12 protein-coding genes are annotated in these 15,561 nt (G+C 63.1%); 4 read left to right on the top strand and 8 right to left on the bottom strand.

Annotated features, from left to right (window positions below):
* Nucleotides 1-7: 7 nt before the first annotated feature.
* The 5 genes from LE416_RS02320 to LE416_RS02300 form a co-directional block, all read right to left on the bottom strand.
* Nucleotides 8-1,534 (bottom strand): sulfatase-like hydrolase/transferase, encoded by a 1,527-nt coding sequence (locus tag LE416_RS02320; RefSeq protein WP_225046883.1) that lies wholly within the window; start codon nt 1,532-1,534, stop codon nt 8-10.
* The gene (locus LE416_RS02315; RefSeq protein WP_225046882.1) at nt 1,527-2,321 is read right to left on the bottom strand and encodes an endonuclease/exonuclease/phosphatase family protein; all 795 of its coding nucleotides are present in this window, start codon (nt 2,319-2,321) and stop codon (nt 1,527-1,529) included. Before LE416_RS02315 ends, LE416_RS02320 begins: the two co-directional genes overlap by 8 nt.
* Complete coding sequence (locus LE416_RS02310) at nt 2,318-3,709, bottom strand: sulfatase family protein (RefSeq protein WP_225046881.1); 1,392 nt, start codon at nt 3,707-3,709, stop codon at nt 2,318-2,320. Before LE416_RS02310 ends, LE416_RS02315 begins: the two co-directional genes overlap by 4 nt.
* 8 nt (nt 3,710-3,717) lie before the next feature.
* On the bottom strand, nt 3,718-5,109 hold the full coding sequence (locus tag LE416_RS02305) for a sulfatase family protein (protein ID WP_225046880.1): 1,392 nt from the start codon (nt 5,107-5,109) through the stop codon (nt 3,718-3,720).
* Nucleotides 5,110-5,226: 117 nt separating this feature from the next.
* The gene (locus LE416_RS02300; protein ID WP_225046879.1) at nt 5,227-6,063 is read right to left on the bottom strand and encodes a helix-turn-helix transcriptional regulator; all 837 of its coding nucleotides are present in this window, start codon (nt 6,061-6,063) and stop codon (nt 5,227-5,229) included.
* Nucleotides 6,064-6,164: 101 nt separating this feature from the next.
* Here LE416_RS02300 and LE416_RS02295 point away from each other — a divergent pair, with 101 nt between their 5' ends.
* The 4 genes from LE416_RS02295 (at nt 6,165) to LE416_RS02280 (ending at nt 12,857) form a co-directional block, all read left to right on the top strand.
* Nucleotides 6,165-6,773 carry a YitT family protein gene (locus tag LE416_RS02295; RefSeq protein ID WP_225046878.1) on the top strand — a complete coding sequence of 203 codons (609 nt, stop codon included), beginning with the start codon at nt 6,165-6,167 and terminating at the stop codon, nt 6,771-6,773.
* A gap of 1,023 nt (nt 6,774-7,796) precedes the next feature.
* Complete coding sequence (locus LE416_RS02290; protein ID WP_225046877.1) at nt 7,797-9,551, top strand: ABC transporter ATP-binding protein; 1,755 nt, start codon at nt 7,797-7,799, stop codon at nt 9,549-9,551.
* Nucleotides 9,532-11,325 carry an ABC transporter ATP-binding protein gene (locus tag LE416_RS02285; RefSeq protein WP_225047822.1) on the top strand — a complete coding sequence of 598 codons (1,794 nt, stop codon included), beginning with the start codon at nt 9,532-9,534 and terminating at the stop codon, nt 11,323-11,325. The genes LE416_RS02290 and LE416_RS02285 overlap by 20 nt, the downstream gene beginning before the upstream one ends.
* 182 nt (nt 11,326-11,507) lie before the next feature.
* On the top strand, nt 11,508-12,857 hold the full coding sequence (locus LE416_RS02280; protein WP_225046876.1) for an MFS transporter: 1,350 nt from the start codon (nt 11,508-11,510) through the stop codon (nt 12,855-12,857).
* A gap of 65 nt (nt 12,858-12,922) precedes the next feature.
* On the opposite strand, the gene LE416_RS02275 is transcribed toward LE416_RS02280, so the two are convergent.
* From LE416_RS02275 to msrA, 3 genes are all read right to left on the bottom strand, one after another.
* Entirely contained in the window at nt 12,923-14,047 is a 1,125-nt protein-coding gene (locus tag LE416_RS02275; protein ID WP_225046875.1) for a GGDEF domain-containing protein, read from the bottom strand.
* Nucleotides 14,048-14,202: 155 nt separating this feature from the next.
* Complete coding sequence (locus tag LE416_RS02270) at nt 14,203-14,598, bottom strand: iron-sulfur cluster biosynthesis family protein (RefSeq protein WP_225046874.1); 396 nt, start codon at nt 14,596-14,598, stop codon at nt 14,203-14,205.
* Nucleotides 14,599-14,631: 33 nt separating this feature from the next.
* Entirely contained in the window at nt 14,632-15,411 is a 780-nt protein-coding gene (msrA, locus tag LE416_RS02265) for a peptide-methionine (S)-S-oxide reductase MsrA (protein WP_225046873.1), read from the bottom strand.
* Between the last annotated feature and the right edge of the window lie 150 nt (nt 15,412-15,561).

Genomic DNA, 15,561 nt, shown 5'->3' with positions numbered 1-15,561 from the left:
GCGTCAATTAGAATTCACGTCCACTGTACCGTTCGTTCAGGGGGAGGCGCAGGTGGTTGAATTCGTAGATCAGGTTGTCGTGGTGGTCAATCATCCAGTCGCGCATCGCGATGCGCAGCGTGTGCAGCAGGTTCTGGTAGCCGACGTTAGCGACCTGATTGACCTCCTCGTGGGGGTCGGATTCCAGATCGTACAGCTCGTCGATGTCGCCGCAGTTGAAGATGTACTTGTACTGGCCCTGGCGCAGCATGCGCTGGGAGAACAGCACGGAGCCGATGCCGGAGCACTCGGTGACCACGTTTTGCGGCCAATCCACCGGCGTGTGCTCGAGCAGCGGCCGGAAGGACTGGCCGTCGCGCTCGCGGTCGGCCTTGCCCACCCCGGCGTAATCCAGGATGGTGGAGTACATGTCGGCGTTGGAGAGCAGCGCGGCTTCGCGGCCGGGCGCGGTCTGCTGCGGCAGCTTCACCATCAGTGGCACCGTCACGGTTTCCTCGTACATGAAGATGGCCTTGTCGAACAGACCGCCGTGGATGCCGAGGGACTCGCCGTGGTCGGCGGAGAAAATGATCAGCGTGTCGTCGTACAGGTCGTTTTGCTTCAGCCAGTCGATCAGGCGGCCGATCTGGTAGTCGATGTGCGTGATCTCCGCGTAGTAGTGCTTGACAATCGGCTCAAGCTCCTCCCAGGTCGACACATTGCCCCGCTTGAGGTCGTGGATCTTGGGCTTCTCCGAGCCCGCCGGGTCCTTCCAGTTCGGCCAAGGCGGCAGCTTCACGTCGTCGTACTTGTGCAGGAACTCGCTTGGCACGAAGTACGGCTCGTGCGGGCCCCAGAAGTTGAGCTGGAAGTACCACGGCTTGCCGCCCTGCTTGAACTCCCCGAGGTAGTGCTCGGCGCGGTCGATCAGGTACTGATCCACCGACGTCTCCACGCCGCTGGTGATCTGGCCGGCCTGGTGCCCCTCGTAAAAGCCGTTGATGCGGTGCTCGATGATGACCTCCTTGCCCTGATCCTTCAACCACTGGCGGTACTCCGGGAAGCCGAAGCCGCCGAAGCCGTGGCCCGGGAAGTCGTCGCCCGTATAGCCGATGTGCGTCGGCACGGAGTCGAAGCCCTTGTCGTACTCGGCGAACTGCACGTCGCCCATGTAGTGCTGAAGGTACTCGTCGTGCTGGACGTTGTAGATGCCCGAGCCCAGGTGCCACTTGCCGGTGTAGCCGGTCTGGTAGCCCGCAGCGTTGAGCTGGCGGGACAAAAGCTTCGGCGAATCCGGCAGCTCCTGCACCATGTTGCCGACGTTGTAGGAGTTGGTCAGCATCCCGTGGTGCATCGGGTACAGCCCGGTCTGAAGCGTCGCGCGCGCCGGCGTGCAGATCGGACAGGTCGTGTAGCAGTTGTCGAACACGGTGGCGTGCTTGGCGAGCTCGTCGAGGTTCGGCGTCTGGCACAGCGCGTCTGAGGCGTAGGCCTCAAGCGTGTCCTTGCGCTGCTGGTCGGTCAGAATGAACAGAATGTTGGGTTGCTTAGTCATGCTTTTCCTCCCTGAAATTCAGTTCGACGGTCACGGGAAAATGATCCGACGCGTACTTACCGGTCTCCGACACCGTGGTGTCCACCGCGTAGCTTACGACGTCAAAGTCGCGCACGAACACGTAGTCCAGCCGCTGCATCACGGGGTTTTCGTGCGGCACGTAGGAGTAGTCGTCCATCCAGGTGCCGCTCAGCGGATCGGCCACGGTGGCCGCGACCTTGAGGGAATCTTCAAAGTCCTCAGGCATCGCGACGTAAGCCGGGTCGTCCGGCGCCATGTTGAAGTCGCCGCAGACGAACACCGGCAGGCCGGGCTGCTGCGCGGCCAAGAAGGCGGCAATCTGCCGCACTCCGGCGACGCGGGCGTCCGCCGAGCCGTCGTCCAGGTGCGCGGTGACCGCGACGAACGCGCGACCGCTGGCTTTTTCGACCAGCTTCGCCCACTGGAACACGCGGCGGTTGCCGGTGCCCGGGTAAAAGGACGGCTCGTCCGGCGTCGGCGAGAGCCACTGGTGCCCCGCCTCCGCCAGGCTGAACTTGGTCCGGTCGTAGTAAATCGCCGCGGCCTCACCGGCATCGACGCCGTTGTCGCGCGGCACGCCGACGTGGGCAAAGCCGATCAGCTTGTTGAGGTCTTGGTACTGGTTGGGCAGTGCCTCCTCGACGCAAAAGATGTCCGGGTTCAGGCGGCGCAGGTTCTCGAACACGTAGGGCTTGCGCTGCGCCCAGCGCCAGTCGCCGTCCACCGGCGTGTCGTAGCGAATATTGTAGGTGGTTAACCGCATCATTTTTCCTCCCGTGCCCAAAAGCGCTGGCCCTGGCTGAAGGCCAGGTCACCCTGAACTTCGGCGAACTCGCGCAGCCGCTTCCGCATCGCGGCGATCACCGGCTGGGCCTTGGCTGTATAGGATAGATCAACTTCTTCGTCCGGATCCAGGTGCCGGTCGAACAGCTGCGTGTGCGAGCCGTCCTTGGTGCGGTACTCAATCAGCTTGTAGTCCGGCGTCACCAGGCCGCGAATCTTGTCGGTGAACTGCAGGTAGACCTCGTCGCGCCCGTCCGCCTGCCCCGCAATCTGCGGCAGCAGGCTGTGGCCGAAGACGCCGTCGGGCACCGGCAGCCCCGCGTACTCGAGCAAGGTCGGCATCATGTCGAGCAACAGCGCCTTGCCCGCCACCCGGTGGTCCTTGGGAATGCCGGGGCCGGCGAGGATCATCGGGATGCGAATCGAGTTGTCGTACAGGTTCTGCTTGCCCATCAGCCCGTGCTGACCCAGGGAGATCCCGTGGTCGGCGACGTAGACAATCAGGGTGTTGTCCAGCTGCCCGGTTTCCTCAAGCGCGGTGACGATGTCGCCGACGCGGTCGTCGATGTGGGTGATCATCGCGTAGTAGTCGGCCAGGTGCTGGCGCACGCGACTAATCGGGCGCGGGTAAGCCTCAAGCTGCTCGTCGCGCTCGCCTCTGATGTCGAACTCGAACGGGTGCTGGGGCAGGTAGTTATCTGGCAATTCGATCTGCTCCGGGTCGTACATCGCCGAGTACTTGTCCGGCATGGTCCGCGGGTCGTGCGGCGCCATGAACGCGCCGTACATGAAAAACGGCTGTGTGGCCCCCTGGTGCGCGCGGATCTGGTCAATCAGGGTGTCGGCGAACAGGTCGGTGGAGTGCTTGCCGACGTTGATGCGGTCGGCCGGCAGGTGCCAGACCGTGTTGGTGGAAAACGGGTCGTACGTGAAGTTCAGCACGTGGTCATACTTGCCGGTCGGGTCGTAGTCGTTGACCGGCACGTTCCAGTGGTCCCACATGCCGCCGAAGTACACGTTGCCCGCGTTGTTAAAGCTGCGCGCGAAGCTTCGGGTGCCGTTGTGCCACTTGCCGGTGCCGAAGGTCGAATAGCCGCCCTTTTGCAACTCCTCACCGAGCAGCGGCTGGGAATCTGGCAGGTCGTCGCCGCAGTCCTCCCAGGACGTCACGTAGCGGCCGGTGTGCAGCATCGCGCGACTGGGCATGCAGACCGCGCCGCTGGAGCCGCCGGGGATGAACGCCTCGGTGAAGCTCGTGCCGCGGTGCACCAGCTTGTCGAAGTTCGGGGTGATGATCTGCGCGTTGCCCAGCGCGTGAATCGTGTTGAAGCGCTGGTCATCTGCGATCATCAGCAGAATGTTAGGTTTCATGCGGCCTCCTACTTTTCGTCGCGGGCCCAAAACTGCTCGCCCTGCGAGAAGTCCAGGTCGCCCTGCGCCTGCGCCAGCTGACGCAGCCTGCGCCGCATCTTGGCGATGATCGGCTGGGCCGACGCGGTGTGCGACAAGTCGTACTCCTCGTTGGGGTCGGTGTGACGGTCGAACAGCTGGGTGTGCGAGCCCTGAATCGTGCGGTACTCGATCAGCTTGTAGTCCGGCGTCACCAGCCCGCGGATCTTGTCCGTGAACTGCAGGTAGACCTCATCGCGCCCGCCGGCCTTGCCCTGAATCTGCGGCAGCAGGCTGTGGCCGAAGATGCCGTCCGGAATCGGCAGCCCAACGTAGTCCAGGATGGTCGGCATCATGTCGAGCAAAAGCGCCTTGCCCGCCACCCGTCGGTCCTCGGGGATGCCGGGGCCGGCGAGGATCATCGGGATGCGAATCGAGTTGTCGTACAGGTTCTGCTTGCCGATCAAGCCGTGCTGGCCCAGGGAGATCCCGTGATCGGCCACGTAGACAATCAGCGTGGTGTCCAGCTGCCCGGTTTCCTCAAGGGCGGAGACAATGTCGCCGACGCGGTCGTCGATGTGCGTGATCATGCCGTAGTAGTCGGCGATGTGTTGCTTGACCGCGCTGATTTTTCTCGGGTAGGCCTCAAGCGACTCGTCGCGCTGGGCGCGCATGTCGAACTCGAAGGGGTGCTGCGGCAGGTAGTTGTCCGGCAGCTCGATTGCCTCCGGGTCGTACATCGCCGAGTACTTGTCCGGCATCGTGCGCGGATCGTGCGGCGCCATGAACGCCCCGTACATGAAGAAGGGTTGATCCGAGCCTTGGTGGTCGCGGATCGCCTGAATCATCGTGTCGGCGAACAGGTCCGTGGAGTGCTTGCCGATGTTGATGCGGTCGGCGGGCAGCTGAATCGTGCGGTGGGTCGAGAACGGATCTTGGGTGAAGGTCTTCAGGTGGTCGTACTTGCCCGTCGGGTCGTAGTCATTGACCGGCACGTTCCAGTGGTCCCACATCCCGCCGAAGAAAATGTTGGCGCCGGAGTTGAAGCTGCGCGCGAAGCTTCGAGTGCCGTTGTGCCACTTGCCGGTGCCAAAGGCGGTGTAGCCGCCCTTTTGCATCTCCTCACCGAGCAGCGCCTGGGAGTCCGGGATTGTCGCCCCGTCGTCTTCCCAAGACGTCACGTAGCGGCCGGTCGCAAGCATCGCGCGGCTTGGCATGCAGACGGCGCCGCTTGAGCCGCCCGGAATGAACGCCTCGGTGAAGCTGGTCCCGCGGTGCACCAGCTTGTCGAAGTTCGGGGTAATAATCTGGTCGTTGCCCAGCGCGTGGATCGTGTTGAAGCGCTGGTCATCGGCAATCATCAAGAGGACATTTGGTTTCAAAATCCAATCACTCCTTTGAGTGGACCGCGCAGGCCGCACGGTCTCGTTATCTTCAGTATGCCAACCCCGTAAAAAAGCGCAATCAATCCACCCCTAAAGTTGGTATCCAGAGGTATATCATGAGCGGCCCTGCACCGTTGAGGGGGGTTCGCCGTAGTGCTGCTTGAACAGCCGGCTGAAGTAGAACGGATCCTGGTAGCCGACCGAGGTCGCGACCTGGTTGATCGGCAGGTCCGTCTCCTTAAGGATCTGCGTCGCCTTTTTCATCCTAAGGGCCGTCAGGTAGCTCATCGGGCTCTCCCCCCGCACCGCCTTGAACGTGCGCGACAGGTGGGCGGCGGAGACGTGAAGGTCCGCCGCCAGGTCCGTCAAGGTCACCGCCTCCTGGTAGTGGGCCTCAAGGTAATAGGTCGCGCTGGCCACCAGCGCCTGCTGATCGACGCTTGGCTCGGCCTGGGTCGTCGTGACCGCGCGGTCGGCGGCCACCCGGTTATCCGGCAGCGCCCGCATCAAAAGGCACAACAGCTCCACCACCGTCGCCTGCACCAAAAGCTGGTGGCCGAACGCGCCGTTGTTGGTGCTTTCGACCGCAATCCGCTTAGCACAGGCGAAAAAGGCGTCGGCCTGATCGCCGAGCGCAACCACGGAATCCGCGAACGGCAGCGTGTCCGGCTTGACCCCGGGCAGCGCGATCTGGCGGAAGCCGATGTGCAGCTGGGTGCTTTCGGTGCCGGGCAGCTGTGTCTCCTGGTGGTGAACCCCGGGGTTGAACAGCAGCACCTGCCCCGCCGTGATGCGGGTGGTCACGCCCTCGATGGTGTAATCCGAGGTGCCGCTGAGCATAATCGACATCTCCAGGAACGCGTGGCTGTGGTACGGGTACGTGCCCGGCCGTGCGTTGTGGTAGGTGAAGGCGTACAGAATGTCTGGGGCAAACGTTTTGAGTTCGAACATTTTTAGGGTCCTTTGTTTTTACCATTGCGCGGCTGACCGTTCTCTGCCACACTTAGTCGTGTCATTTTGGGTGCGGTTACAGCACCTTGAGGAGGAAAATCATGAAGTCACAAGTTTCAACGCGCGAGGCGACCAGCGACCTGCTGTTCGTCATTCTGGGCAACGGCATCTCGGCCTTTGCCTACTCCTGGGTGCTGGTTGCCCTGAACATCATCAGCGGCGGCGTCACCGCCACCAGCATGATTGCCGGGCGCCTCACGCCGCTGTCGGTCACCTTCTGGACCAACGCGATTACGCTGGTCTGCCTGGCGGCCTCGCTGCTTTTCCTGGGGCGGCGCAACTTCCTCAACTCAATTGTCTCAAGCCTGAGCTACATGGGCTGGTTCTCCCTCGCCCAGGCGGTCCCGGTCCACGTGCCGCTGCCGGTGTGGCTCAGCCTGCCGTTGGCCGGCATCTGCGTGGGCGTCGGCTACTACCTGTGCATCGCCCACCACGCGTCGACCGCAGGGCTGGACGTTTTTGCCCTGGTAATTCACGCCAAGTGGGAGAAGTTCCCGGTGGCCACCTCGCTGCGCGTGATCAACCTGTTGATCCTGACCATCGGCGCCTGGCAGTTCGGGCTGCACTCGTTCCTGCTCGGTTTGGTCTTCATCATCATCTACACCCAAACCTTGAGCTTGCTTGAGAAGCGCTTCGGCGTCGCCTTGTAACTGGCAGCGGTTGCGCTACCCCAATTATACCGAACCCAGCCCCGAATGCGTGTCATCAAACTAAAGGACAGGAATTAATTTGAAGACCAGGGCGGAGCCGGACGATAACCAGGGCGGAGCCGGGCGGTCTTAGCGGGTCGCACAGCGTCGCGCTGGCACTTGGGCCGCCCTTTGGCCCGAGTGCCAGTGCAAGCTGTGCGCACCCGCGTTGCCCGGCGGAGCCCGACGATAACCAGGGCGGAGCCGGGCGGTCTTAGCGGGTCGCACAGCGTCGCGCTGGCACTTGGGCCGCCCTTTGGCCCGAGTGCCAGTGCAAGCTGTGCGCACCCGCGTTGCCCGGCGGAGCCCGACGATAACCAGGGCGAAGCCGGGCGATTCTAGCGGGATGGCTAGCCTAGCCCAAGCGCTTGGGCCGCTCTTTGGTCCGAGTGATTGGGCGTAGCTAGCCACTCCCGCGTTGCCTGGCGGAGCCCGACGATAATCAGGGCGGAGCCGAGCGAGTCGAGCCCCAATGTATGGCGCCCAGGTCACACCTTTGGCTCAGGGCGGAGGACCAATTTGGTGCCGGACCGAACCGAGTGCGCGAACCCGGGCCGCAATTGGTTCCCGGCGCTGGTCCTCTGGCAGTTTACTCAGATTGGTCCGCACCGCGTTTGCAGGCCGACGCTCAGTCGGCGTGCGCCTATTCATGACGCTCCGGGTTCTCACTGAATCTTTGACGTCTCGCAACGCGAGGCGTTTTTGGCGTGTGTCGGCCGCACGCGCCCCATTGACTCGGCCCGGGGACCGCCAGTCGGGGGTTACCCGTGCCGGCATCTCAGCGTTTCTTCACAATCGCGCGCCGCCGCAAACTTTTTCGCGTGACCCGGTCCGCGTTGCGAAGCGGTTTGCGGAGGGAATCAAAAAACTCCGGGTAAACAGACAAAAAAGTCCATTCATGTTCCCAGTGGTTCGGGTAATATCAACCCACGTAGTCAACTAACCCGACTGGCATTATTGTTTCTGTAATGGAAGGAGCACACTATGAATCCCTACACCTGGGTCTGGCAGTACGTCAGACGCAACCACGCCAAAATGGTCATCGCGGTGATTCTGATTCTGCTCAACGCCTTGGCCATCGTCGTCGCCCCGCTGCTCGGCGGGATGATCGTCGACCAAGTCATCGAGCAGGGCCACACCGACCGCCTGATTCCCATGCTGGCCATCATGATCGGTGTCACGCTTTTTCGCACCATCATCCGCTACATCTACTGCATCCTCTTCGAGCAGATCGGCCAAAACGCGCTGTTCGACATCCGCCACGACCTGTTTGCGAAGCTTCAGTCTCTGGACTTCAACTTCTTCAACACGGTTCGCACCGGCGACATCATGGCGCGGATGACCGGGGATACCGACGCGATTCGCAACATGATTGCTTGGGTCTCCTACAACGCCATCGAGTGCGTCCTGTGGTTCTTGGCCGCGGTGATTGTGATGAGCGTCATCAACGTGCCGCTGATGATCGCGCTGGTGGTGCTGACGCCACTGATCGGCATTTTAACCTACAAAATGAGCTCACAGGCGTTGCCGATCTTCTTTGAGCTTCGTCAGAGCTTCGCCCGCCTCAACGCGATGGTCGAGGAAAACATCTCCGGTAACCGCGTGGTCAAGGCCTTCGCGCGCGAGCAGTACGAAATCGATAAGTTCGAAAAGCTGAACCTGGAGTACAAGGCCCGCAACATGGACTCCGCGCGGATTTCACGGCGCTACCTGCCACCTTTGGACTTCATCGCCTCGCTGCTGTCCGTGATCGTCCTTTTTATGGGCGGCGGGTTGGTCATCGCCGGCAAGATGTCTCTGGGCGACCTTGTGACCTTCAACGGCTTCCTGTGGATGCTGAACCAGCCGATGCGCATGAGCGGCTGGCTAATCAATGACATGCAGCGCTTCTCTGCGGCGACCATCAAGATTCGCTCGATGCTCGCGGCCAAGCCGGCGATCACCGGTAAGCCGGCCGCGGTGCCGGCGCGCGTGCGCGGCGAGGTCACCTTCGATCACGTCAGCTTCGCCTACCCGGATGATCCGGACACGCCGGTGCTCGACGACATCAACTTCGACGTCCTGCCTGGCCAGACTATGGGGATTCTCGGGGAGACGGGCTCGGGTAAGTCCACGCTGATGGACCTGATTGCCCGCTTCTACGACCCGACCAAAGGCCAGGTGCTGATCGACGGCAAGGACGCCAAGGACTGGCCGGTGCGCACCCTGCGCGACCAGATCACCGTCGTCATGCAGGACCTCTTCCTGTTCTCCGACAGCATCCAGGATAACATCAGCTACGGTAACCACACGGCCGACGCGCCGTTCATCAAGCAGATGGCAACCGTCGCCTCGGCCGACGAGTTCATTGAAGAGATGCCCGAGGGGTACGACACGGTTGTTGGCGAGCGCGGCGTCGGCCTGTCCGGCGGTCAAAAGCAGCGCATCAGCCTGACCCGCGCCCTGGTCAAGGATCCGCGGATCCTGATTCTGGACGACACCACCTCGGCCTTGGACATGGAAACCGAGGCGGAGATCCAAGGGCACCTGAAGTCCGCGGCGGCCGACAAGACAGTGTTCATCATCGCCAGCCGCATCAGCTCGCTGCGTGCCGCCGACCAGATCATCGTCCTGCGCCACGGCCGCATCGTCGAGCGCGGGACCCACGAGACCCTGCTGGCGCAAAACGGCTACTACGCCGAAACTTACAAGAAGCAACTTGGTGCCACTGACGGAGGTGATGACCATGGCCAAGCGTAACACCTTTGACGAAGACGAGGAGTACTCCGAAAAGTTCAACTTCCACGACTACGCCCGGCTGGGCCACTACCTGCGCCCGTACAAGAAGAAACTGGCGCTGGCCCTTGGCTCCATCCTGATTGGGAACGTCGCGCTGATCCTTGGCCCGTACCTGACCAAGGTCGCAATCGATAACTACATCCCTAACCACAACATGGCGGCACTCGGAATTTTGTCTGGGGTGTTCCTCGTCACCCTGATGATTGCCTTTGCGTGCTACCGCTACCGGATCTGGGCCATCACCGAGATCGGTCAGGACCTGCTGCGCGACATGCGCACGGACATTTTCACCCACCTCCAGACCCTGCCGTTCTCCTACTTCGACTCGCGGCCGCACGGCAAAATCCTGATCCGCGTGGTTAACTACATCAACACGCTGTCCGACCTCCTGTCCAACGGGCTGATCAACCTGATTTCCGACCTGATCAACCTTCTGGTCACGCTGGTATTCATGTTCGCCATCAACTGGCGGCTGACCCTGTACAGCATGCTGCTGATTCCGGTCCTCGCCGTGTGGACCTGGGTCATTCAGCACTACCAGCACAAGGCCTATCAGGAGCTGTCCAACAAGCAGTCCAACCTGAACGCCTACATTCACGAAAGCATCGCCGGCATCAAGGTGACCCAGGGCTTTGCGCAAGAGGCCAACGCGACTGAGACCTTCGACGGCGTCGCCGAGGAGAATCGCCGGACCTACATGACCGCCGTGCGTTGGCAGTTTGCCCTGTGGCCTGGGGTGCAAAACATTTCGACGTTGACCACCGCCTTGATCTACTTCATCGGCATCCAGCAAGTCGGCGTGGTGGTTTCCACCGGTACGCTGATCGCGTTTTTGGGCTACGTCAACAACTTCTGGAACCCGGTAATCAACATCGGGAACTTCTACAACTCCCTGATCACCGCCAGCGCCTACCTGGAGCGCATCTTCGAGACCCTGGACGAAAAGCCCGAGGTCACCGACCAGCCCGGGGCCTTCGCCCTGCCGCCGATCCACGGCGACGTGCGCTTCGATGACGTGTCCTTCCGCTACGATCCGGATGAACCTGAGATTCTGCACCACGTCGACTTCCATGCCGCCCCGGGCGAAACCATCGCGCTGGTCGGCCCGACCGGTGCCGGCAAGTCCACCATCATCAACCTGCTGTCGCGCTTCTATAATGTTTCCGACGGCCGCGTCCTGATCGACGGCGTGGATATCTCCCGCGTCACCATCCAGTCGCTGCGCGCGCAGATGGGCGTGATGCTTCAGGACACGTTCATCTTCTCCGGCACCATTATGGAAAACATCCGCTACGGCAAGCTCGACGCGACCGAAGAGGAGATCATCCAGGCCTCCAAGGTTGCCCGCGCCGACGACTTCATCCGCGACCTCAAGGACGGCTACAACACCATCGTCCAGGAGCGCGGCGTGTCCCTTTCGGCCGGCCAGCGCCAGCTGATCGCCTTCGCCCGGACGCTTTTGGCCAACCCGAAGATTCTGATCCTCGACGAGGCCACCGCGGCGATTGACACCCACACCGAACAGCTGCTCCAGGCCGGCCTGCAGGAGCTCCTGCGCGGCCGCACCAGCTTCATCGTCGCCCACCGCCTGTCCACCATTCAGCGCGCCGACAAGATTCTGGTGATCAACCACGGCGAGATCGTCGAGGCCGGCAACCACAACGAACTGATGGCCAAGCACGGTGAGTACTTCCAGCTGTACGATGCGCAGCTGCGGATGCTCAAGGCCCTGTGACCCGCAATTGAACGAACCGCGCGGCGGCCGACACGCTCCTTCCATTCGCGAAGGCGGCGTGCCGGCCGCTTTTTTGCGCGCATTCGGCCACGCGGCGATTGACAAATTGCAAATTTGGCGACATGATGGCTCTAGCTTTCTGAAAGGATCTGCTGATCATCAACCGTAAAACTAACAGTCCCATGCTCGTCGTGAGCATCGTCGCGCTGATGTCCTTCATGGGCGTTCTGACCGAAACCTCAATGAACGTCACCTTTCCAACCCTGATGCGCGAATTTGGGGTCTCCCTGAGCACCGTCCAGTGGGTGACCGCCGGCTACCTGCTGACGGCAGCCCTAGTGATGCTGACGTCGGCCTACATGAAGCGCCGCTTTACCAACCGCCAGCTCTTCTCCGCCGGCGCCTTGCTGTTCGCGCTCGGCGACGTGATCTGCGGCGCCGCGCCCGCCTTTTGGGTACTCCTGGCCGGGCGGCTGATCCAGGCCGGCTGCGTCGGGCTGTGCACGCCCCTGATGGTCAACATCATCCTAGACGTGGTGCCGCGCGCGAAGCTTGGCACCTACATCGGCATGGCAAACCTAATCATCCTGGTGGCCCCGGCGCTCGGGCCAACCTTCGGCGGCGCGGTCGCCGCCTTCGCCAGCTGGCGGGCGATTTTCTGGTCCACGCTGCCGCTGGCGCTGATCCTGCTGGTCATCGGCCGGCGGGTGATCCGCCAGTACACTGACACGGAGCGCTACGCCTTTGACTGGGGCCGCTTTGCGGTGCTCGGCGCCGGGCTAATCGCCCTGATCGTCGGCCTGAACGCCGCGGGCACCGGCGGCTGGTTGGCGTTCGGGCTGCTGCTCGCCGCCGCCGGTGGGCTGCTGTACTGGTTCTACCGCCTGTCGCTTAGGCCGCGGCGCGCGCTTTTCTCCCTGGCCGTGTTCCACCAGCCGGCCTTCCTCTTCAGCTTCCTGCCTTACGTCCTGCTGCAGTTCGCCAACGTCGGCATCAACTTCCTGTTGCCCAACTACGTGCAGGACGTCTTCGCCGCCTCGGCGCTGATCGGCGGCCTGATCCTGCTGCCGGGCAGCCTGTTCAACGGCTTCGGCCAGCCCGTGTACGGCTGGATGCTCGACCGCTTCGGCGGCCCGCTGCCGCTGTACCTGGGTGACGCGCTGTTCACCGTGGCGCTGGTCGCCTTCGCCGCGTTCGGCGCGCGCATGGGCGTGCTCGGCGTCACCGTCGCCTACCTAGTGTTTGCCATCGGCCGCTCCATGGCCTTCGGTAACTCGGTCGCGTTCGGCCTCAAGCACCTGAGCCGCGAGCTTCAAAACGACGCCAACGCGCTCTACAACACCGGCCAGCAGGTCGCAGGCGCCGTGGGCACCACCGTCCTCGCCCTGCTGATGGGGGCGGTGCAGCGCCCGGGCTACAGCCACGCCCAAAACGTCGCGGCCGGCTCCGCGCTCGCCTTTTGGCTGCTGGTCGCCATCGGCGTGGTCAACGCCTTCCTGTACGCGCGGCTGTTCGCCCGCACCAAAGACTGAAAAACGCGGCGCCGCACCCCCCATTCGGGGTGCGGCGCCGCGTTGGTGTCTCGCGGACTGCTCTTCTAGCGATCGCCGGCGACGTCGGCGACCGTGGTGTCGCGACCGCCGCGCTTGGCCGCGTACAGGTTGGTGTCTGCGCGGCCGATCACGTCGTCCGGGGCGACGTCGGCCTTGAAGATGCTGGTCATCCCAGCCGACACGGTGAGCGTCAGGGAGTGCCCGTCAACGGTCACCGGATTTTGGCGGCAGTTGGCGACTAGGGCCTCCACCAGCGCGGTCGCCGCCTCGTCGCCGGCCCCGCCGGCGATGATCAGCGAGAACTCCTCGCCCCCGGTGCGGTAAAACGCGCACGGGTACTCCGCCTGTTCCAGAAAGCCCTGGCAGGTATCCGCGAACTCGCGCAGCACCGCGTCGCCGGCCAGGTGCCCGAGCGCGTCGTTAATCTGCTTGAAGTGGTCGAGGTCCAGCATCGCCAGGTGGACCGGCGGCACCTGGCCGCGCACCCGCAACCTGCGCCACCGGGCGATGTCGGACGCGAACTTCGCGCGCGACAGCACCCCGGTCAGCGCGTCGTGCTGGGTGTCGTAGACCAGACTCTGTTTTTGCTCCTCGCGGTAGATCAGCAGCCGCCCGTACCCGTCCGCGACCGCCATCACGATGCAGTAGCACACGAGAAGAATCACCGTCTGCGCGGCGGTGTATCCGTAGGCGTAGGCATCGAACACCCAGTAGACGGTGCTGACCGCCGCGGACACCGCGGCCAGCCGCCAGGGCCTGCTGTGCAGCCCCTCGCCGTAGTGTTGAAGCGGCACCAGCAGGAGCACGGTCACCGTGAAGCCGGCAAGCGCCAAGGGGTTCCAGTCCCAAAACGGCCAAAACGAGAGGAACGTCGCCGCCATGAACACCCACAGCGCGTGGCGGTTGCGGATCCGTGGCGCGACGAACATCAAGGTCCCGTTGCGCAGCGCATTGGCCGTCCACGAGTAGGTGGTGCCGTTCACCCGCAGCATCCGCACAAAGACCAGGATGATTAGCGCGTAGCCGACAATCAGCCAGGCGCTTTCAACGCGACGATGCAGGAAGCGTCGCACCAGCTGCGGACCCACACCGTCGATCAGCTCCAGCGTCGCGGCCAGCCCGATCATGAAGAAGAAAAACCAGAAGAAGGTGTTCTCGAACAGTTCCATGTTGTCCCCCAACCAGGTTAATTGCTCTTAGCCTACCGCATTTTTGCGCAAAAAACGAGGAATAAAAGCACCCATTTTGACCCTTTTCTCAGCACCGGTTGGCGACGCAAAAAGGCCGTCCCCTCGCGGAAACGGCCCTGTCACGACATTGCACGTCAGCAGCTCGCGCCGGCGACCGTCAGGCCCTGGCTGAAGGCTTGAAGCACCGCCTGCCCGGAGGCGATCCGCACCCCGTCGTCGAAGGCGTGGGCGTTGTCCTTGAGGCGAATCTGGTGGCCGCGAAAGTCCAGCGTCAGCCCGTCCTCAAGGAACAGCAGGTCGTATTCGGAGCTGAACAGGCCAAGCCCCTGCGCGTTGGTCAAAGACACCGCGTAGTCCGGATCCGGCGCGTCCAGCACGATCAGGGTGAACTTCGCCCCGATGCTGCAGGCGCCACCCTGAAGCGAGTACTTGCCCCCGCCGTCGTCGGCAATCAAAAGCATGGTTTTCTCGGTCAGCCCCTTCTCCTGCATCAGGCGATAGAACGAAGCGGTCAGTGTGATGTTGGTCATGTGTCCTCCTCCAGGGTGTGAAATGGTGCGCGGTCACCACGTCGGGTGGCCGAGCCATGCGGCGATGCGCTTGTAGCGTTGCAGCCGGCGGCGCGCGGCGAGCACCGCCCGGTAGCGGCGGGGCTGCTTGCGGTAGAAATCCTGGTGCCAGGCCGGCGCGGGCCAAAACGGTGCGGCGGGTCGCAGTGCAACCGCCACCGGCCGCCCCAGCCGCTGCGACAGCGCCGCAAGCTTGGCCTGGGCCACGTCCCGCTGCCGGTCATCCTGGTAGAAGATTGCTGGCGTGTACCGGTCGCCGCGGTCGAGGTACTGCCCCGCCCCGTCCAGCGGATCGATCAGCGCCAGGTACTGATCAACCAGCGCCGCGTAGCTCAGCTCGCGCGGCGCAAAGCGAATCTCCACCGCCTCGCGGTGCCCGGTGGTGCCACTGGCCACCTGATCTTCCGTGGGGTGCGGCACGTGCCCGCCCGTGTAGCCGGACACCGCCGCCCGCACCCCGGGCCGGCTTTCGAAGGGCTGCACCAAGCACCAGAAGCAGCCACCGCCGAACACCGCGTAGGCATCGTCCAGCGCCACCGGCCCGGCCACCGGCTCATCGACCACCGCACCGCCGGTCAGTGTCTGGTAAAGCGCTGCGACCTGCGGCGTCAAGTTGTCGCGCACCGCAAGCGGGCGCAGCGCGGCCTCCAGTTGTCCCAGCACCGCGCGCTCGCGCTGGCCCGCCTCGAGCGCCCGCTTGGCCGAAAGCAGGTGTTGACGCTCGAAGTCGCGGGTGCCGGGATCCAGCAGCGCGTTGATGATGGTCGCAAGCATCGCCTCACCTCCCCGGCCATTGTCTCACGGTTTTCGGTTGTGTACAACCGGCCTCACGCCGAGAGTTTTTTTCGGCCAGGCGTTGACAAGCGCGCCAGACGTGATAGGATAGTCGAAACACATCAATCAACGGCACAGGAGAGACAAGTA

Source organism: Lacticaseibacillus kribbianus (assembly GCF_020180945.1).
In the GTDB taxonomy this organism is placed as follows: Bacteria; Bacillota; Bacilli; order Lactobacillales; family Lactobacillaceae; genus Lacticaseibacillus; species Lacticaseibacillus kribbianus.
Note: the sequence above shows the minus strand (reverse complement) of the source record. Positions and strands in the feature narration are given on the sequence as shown.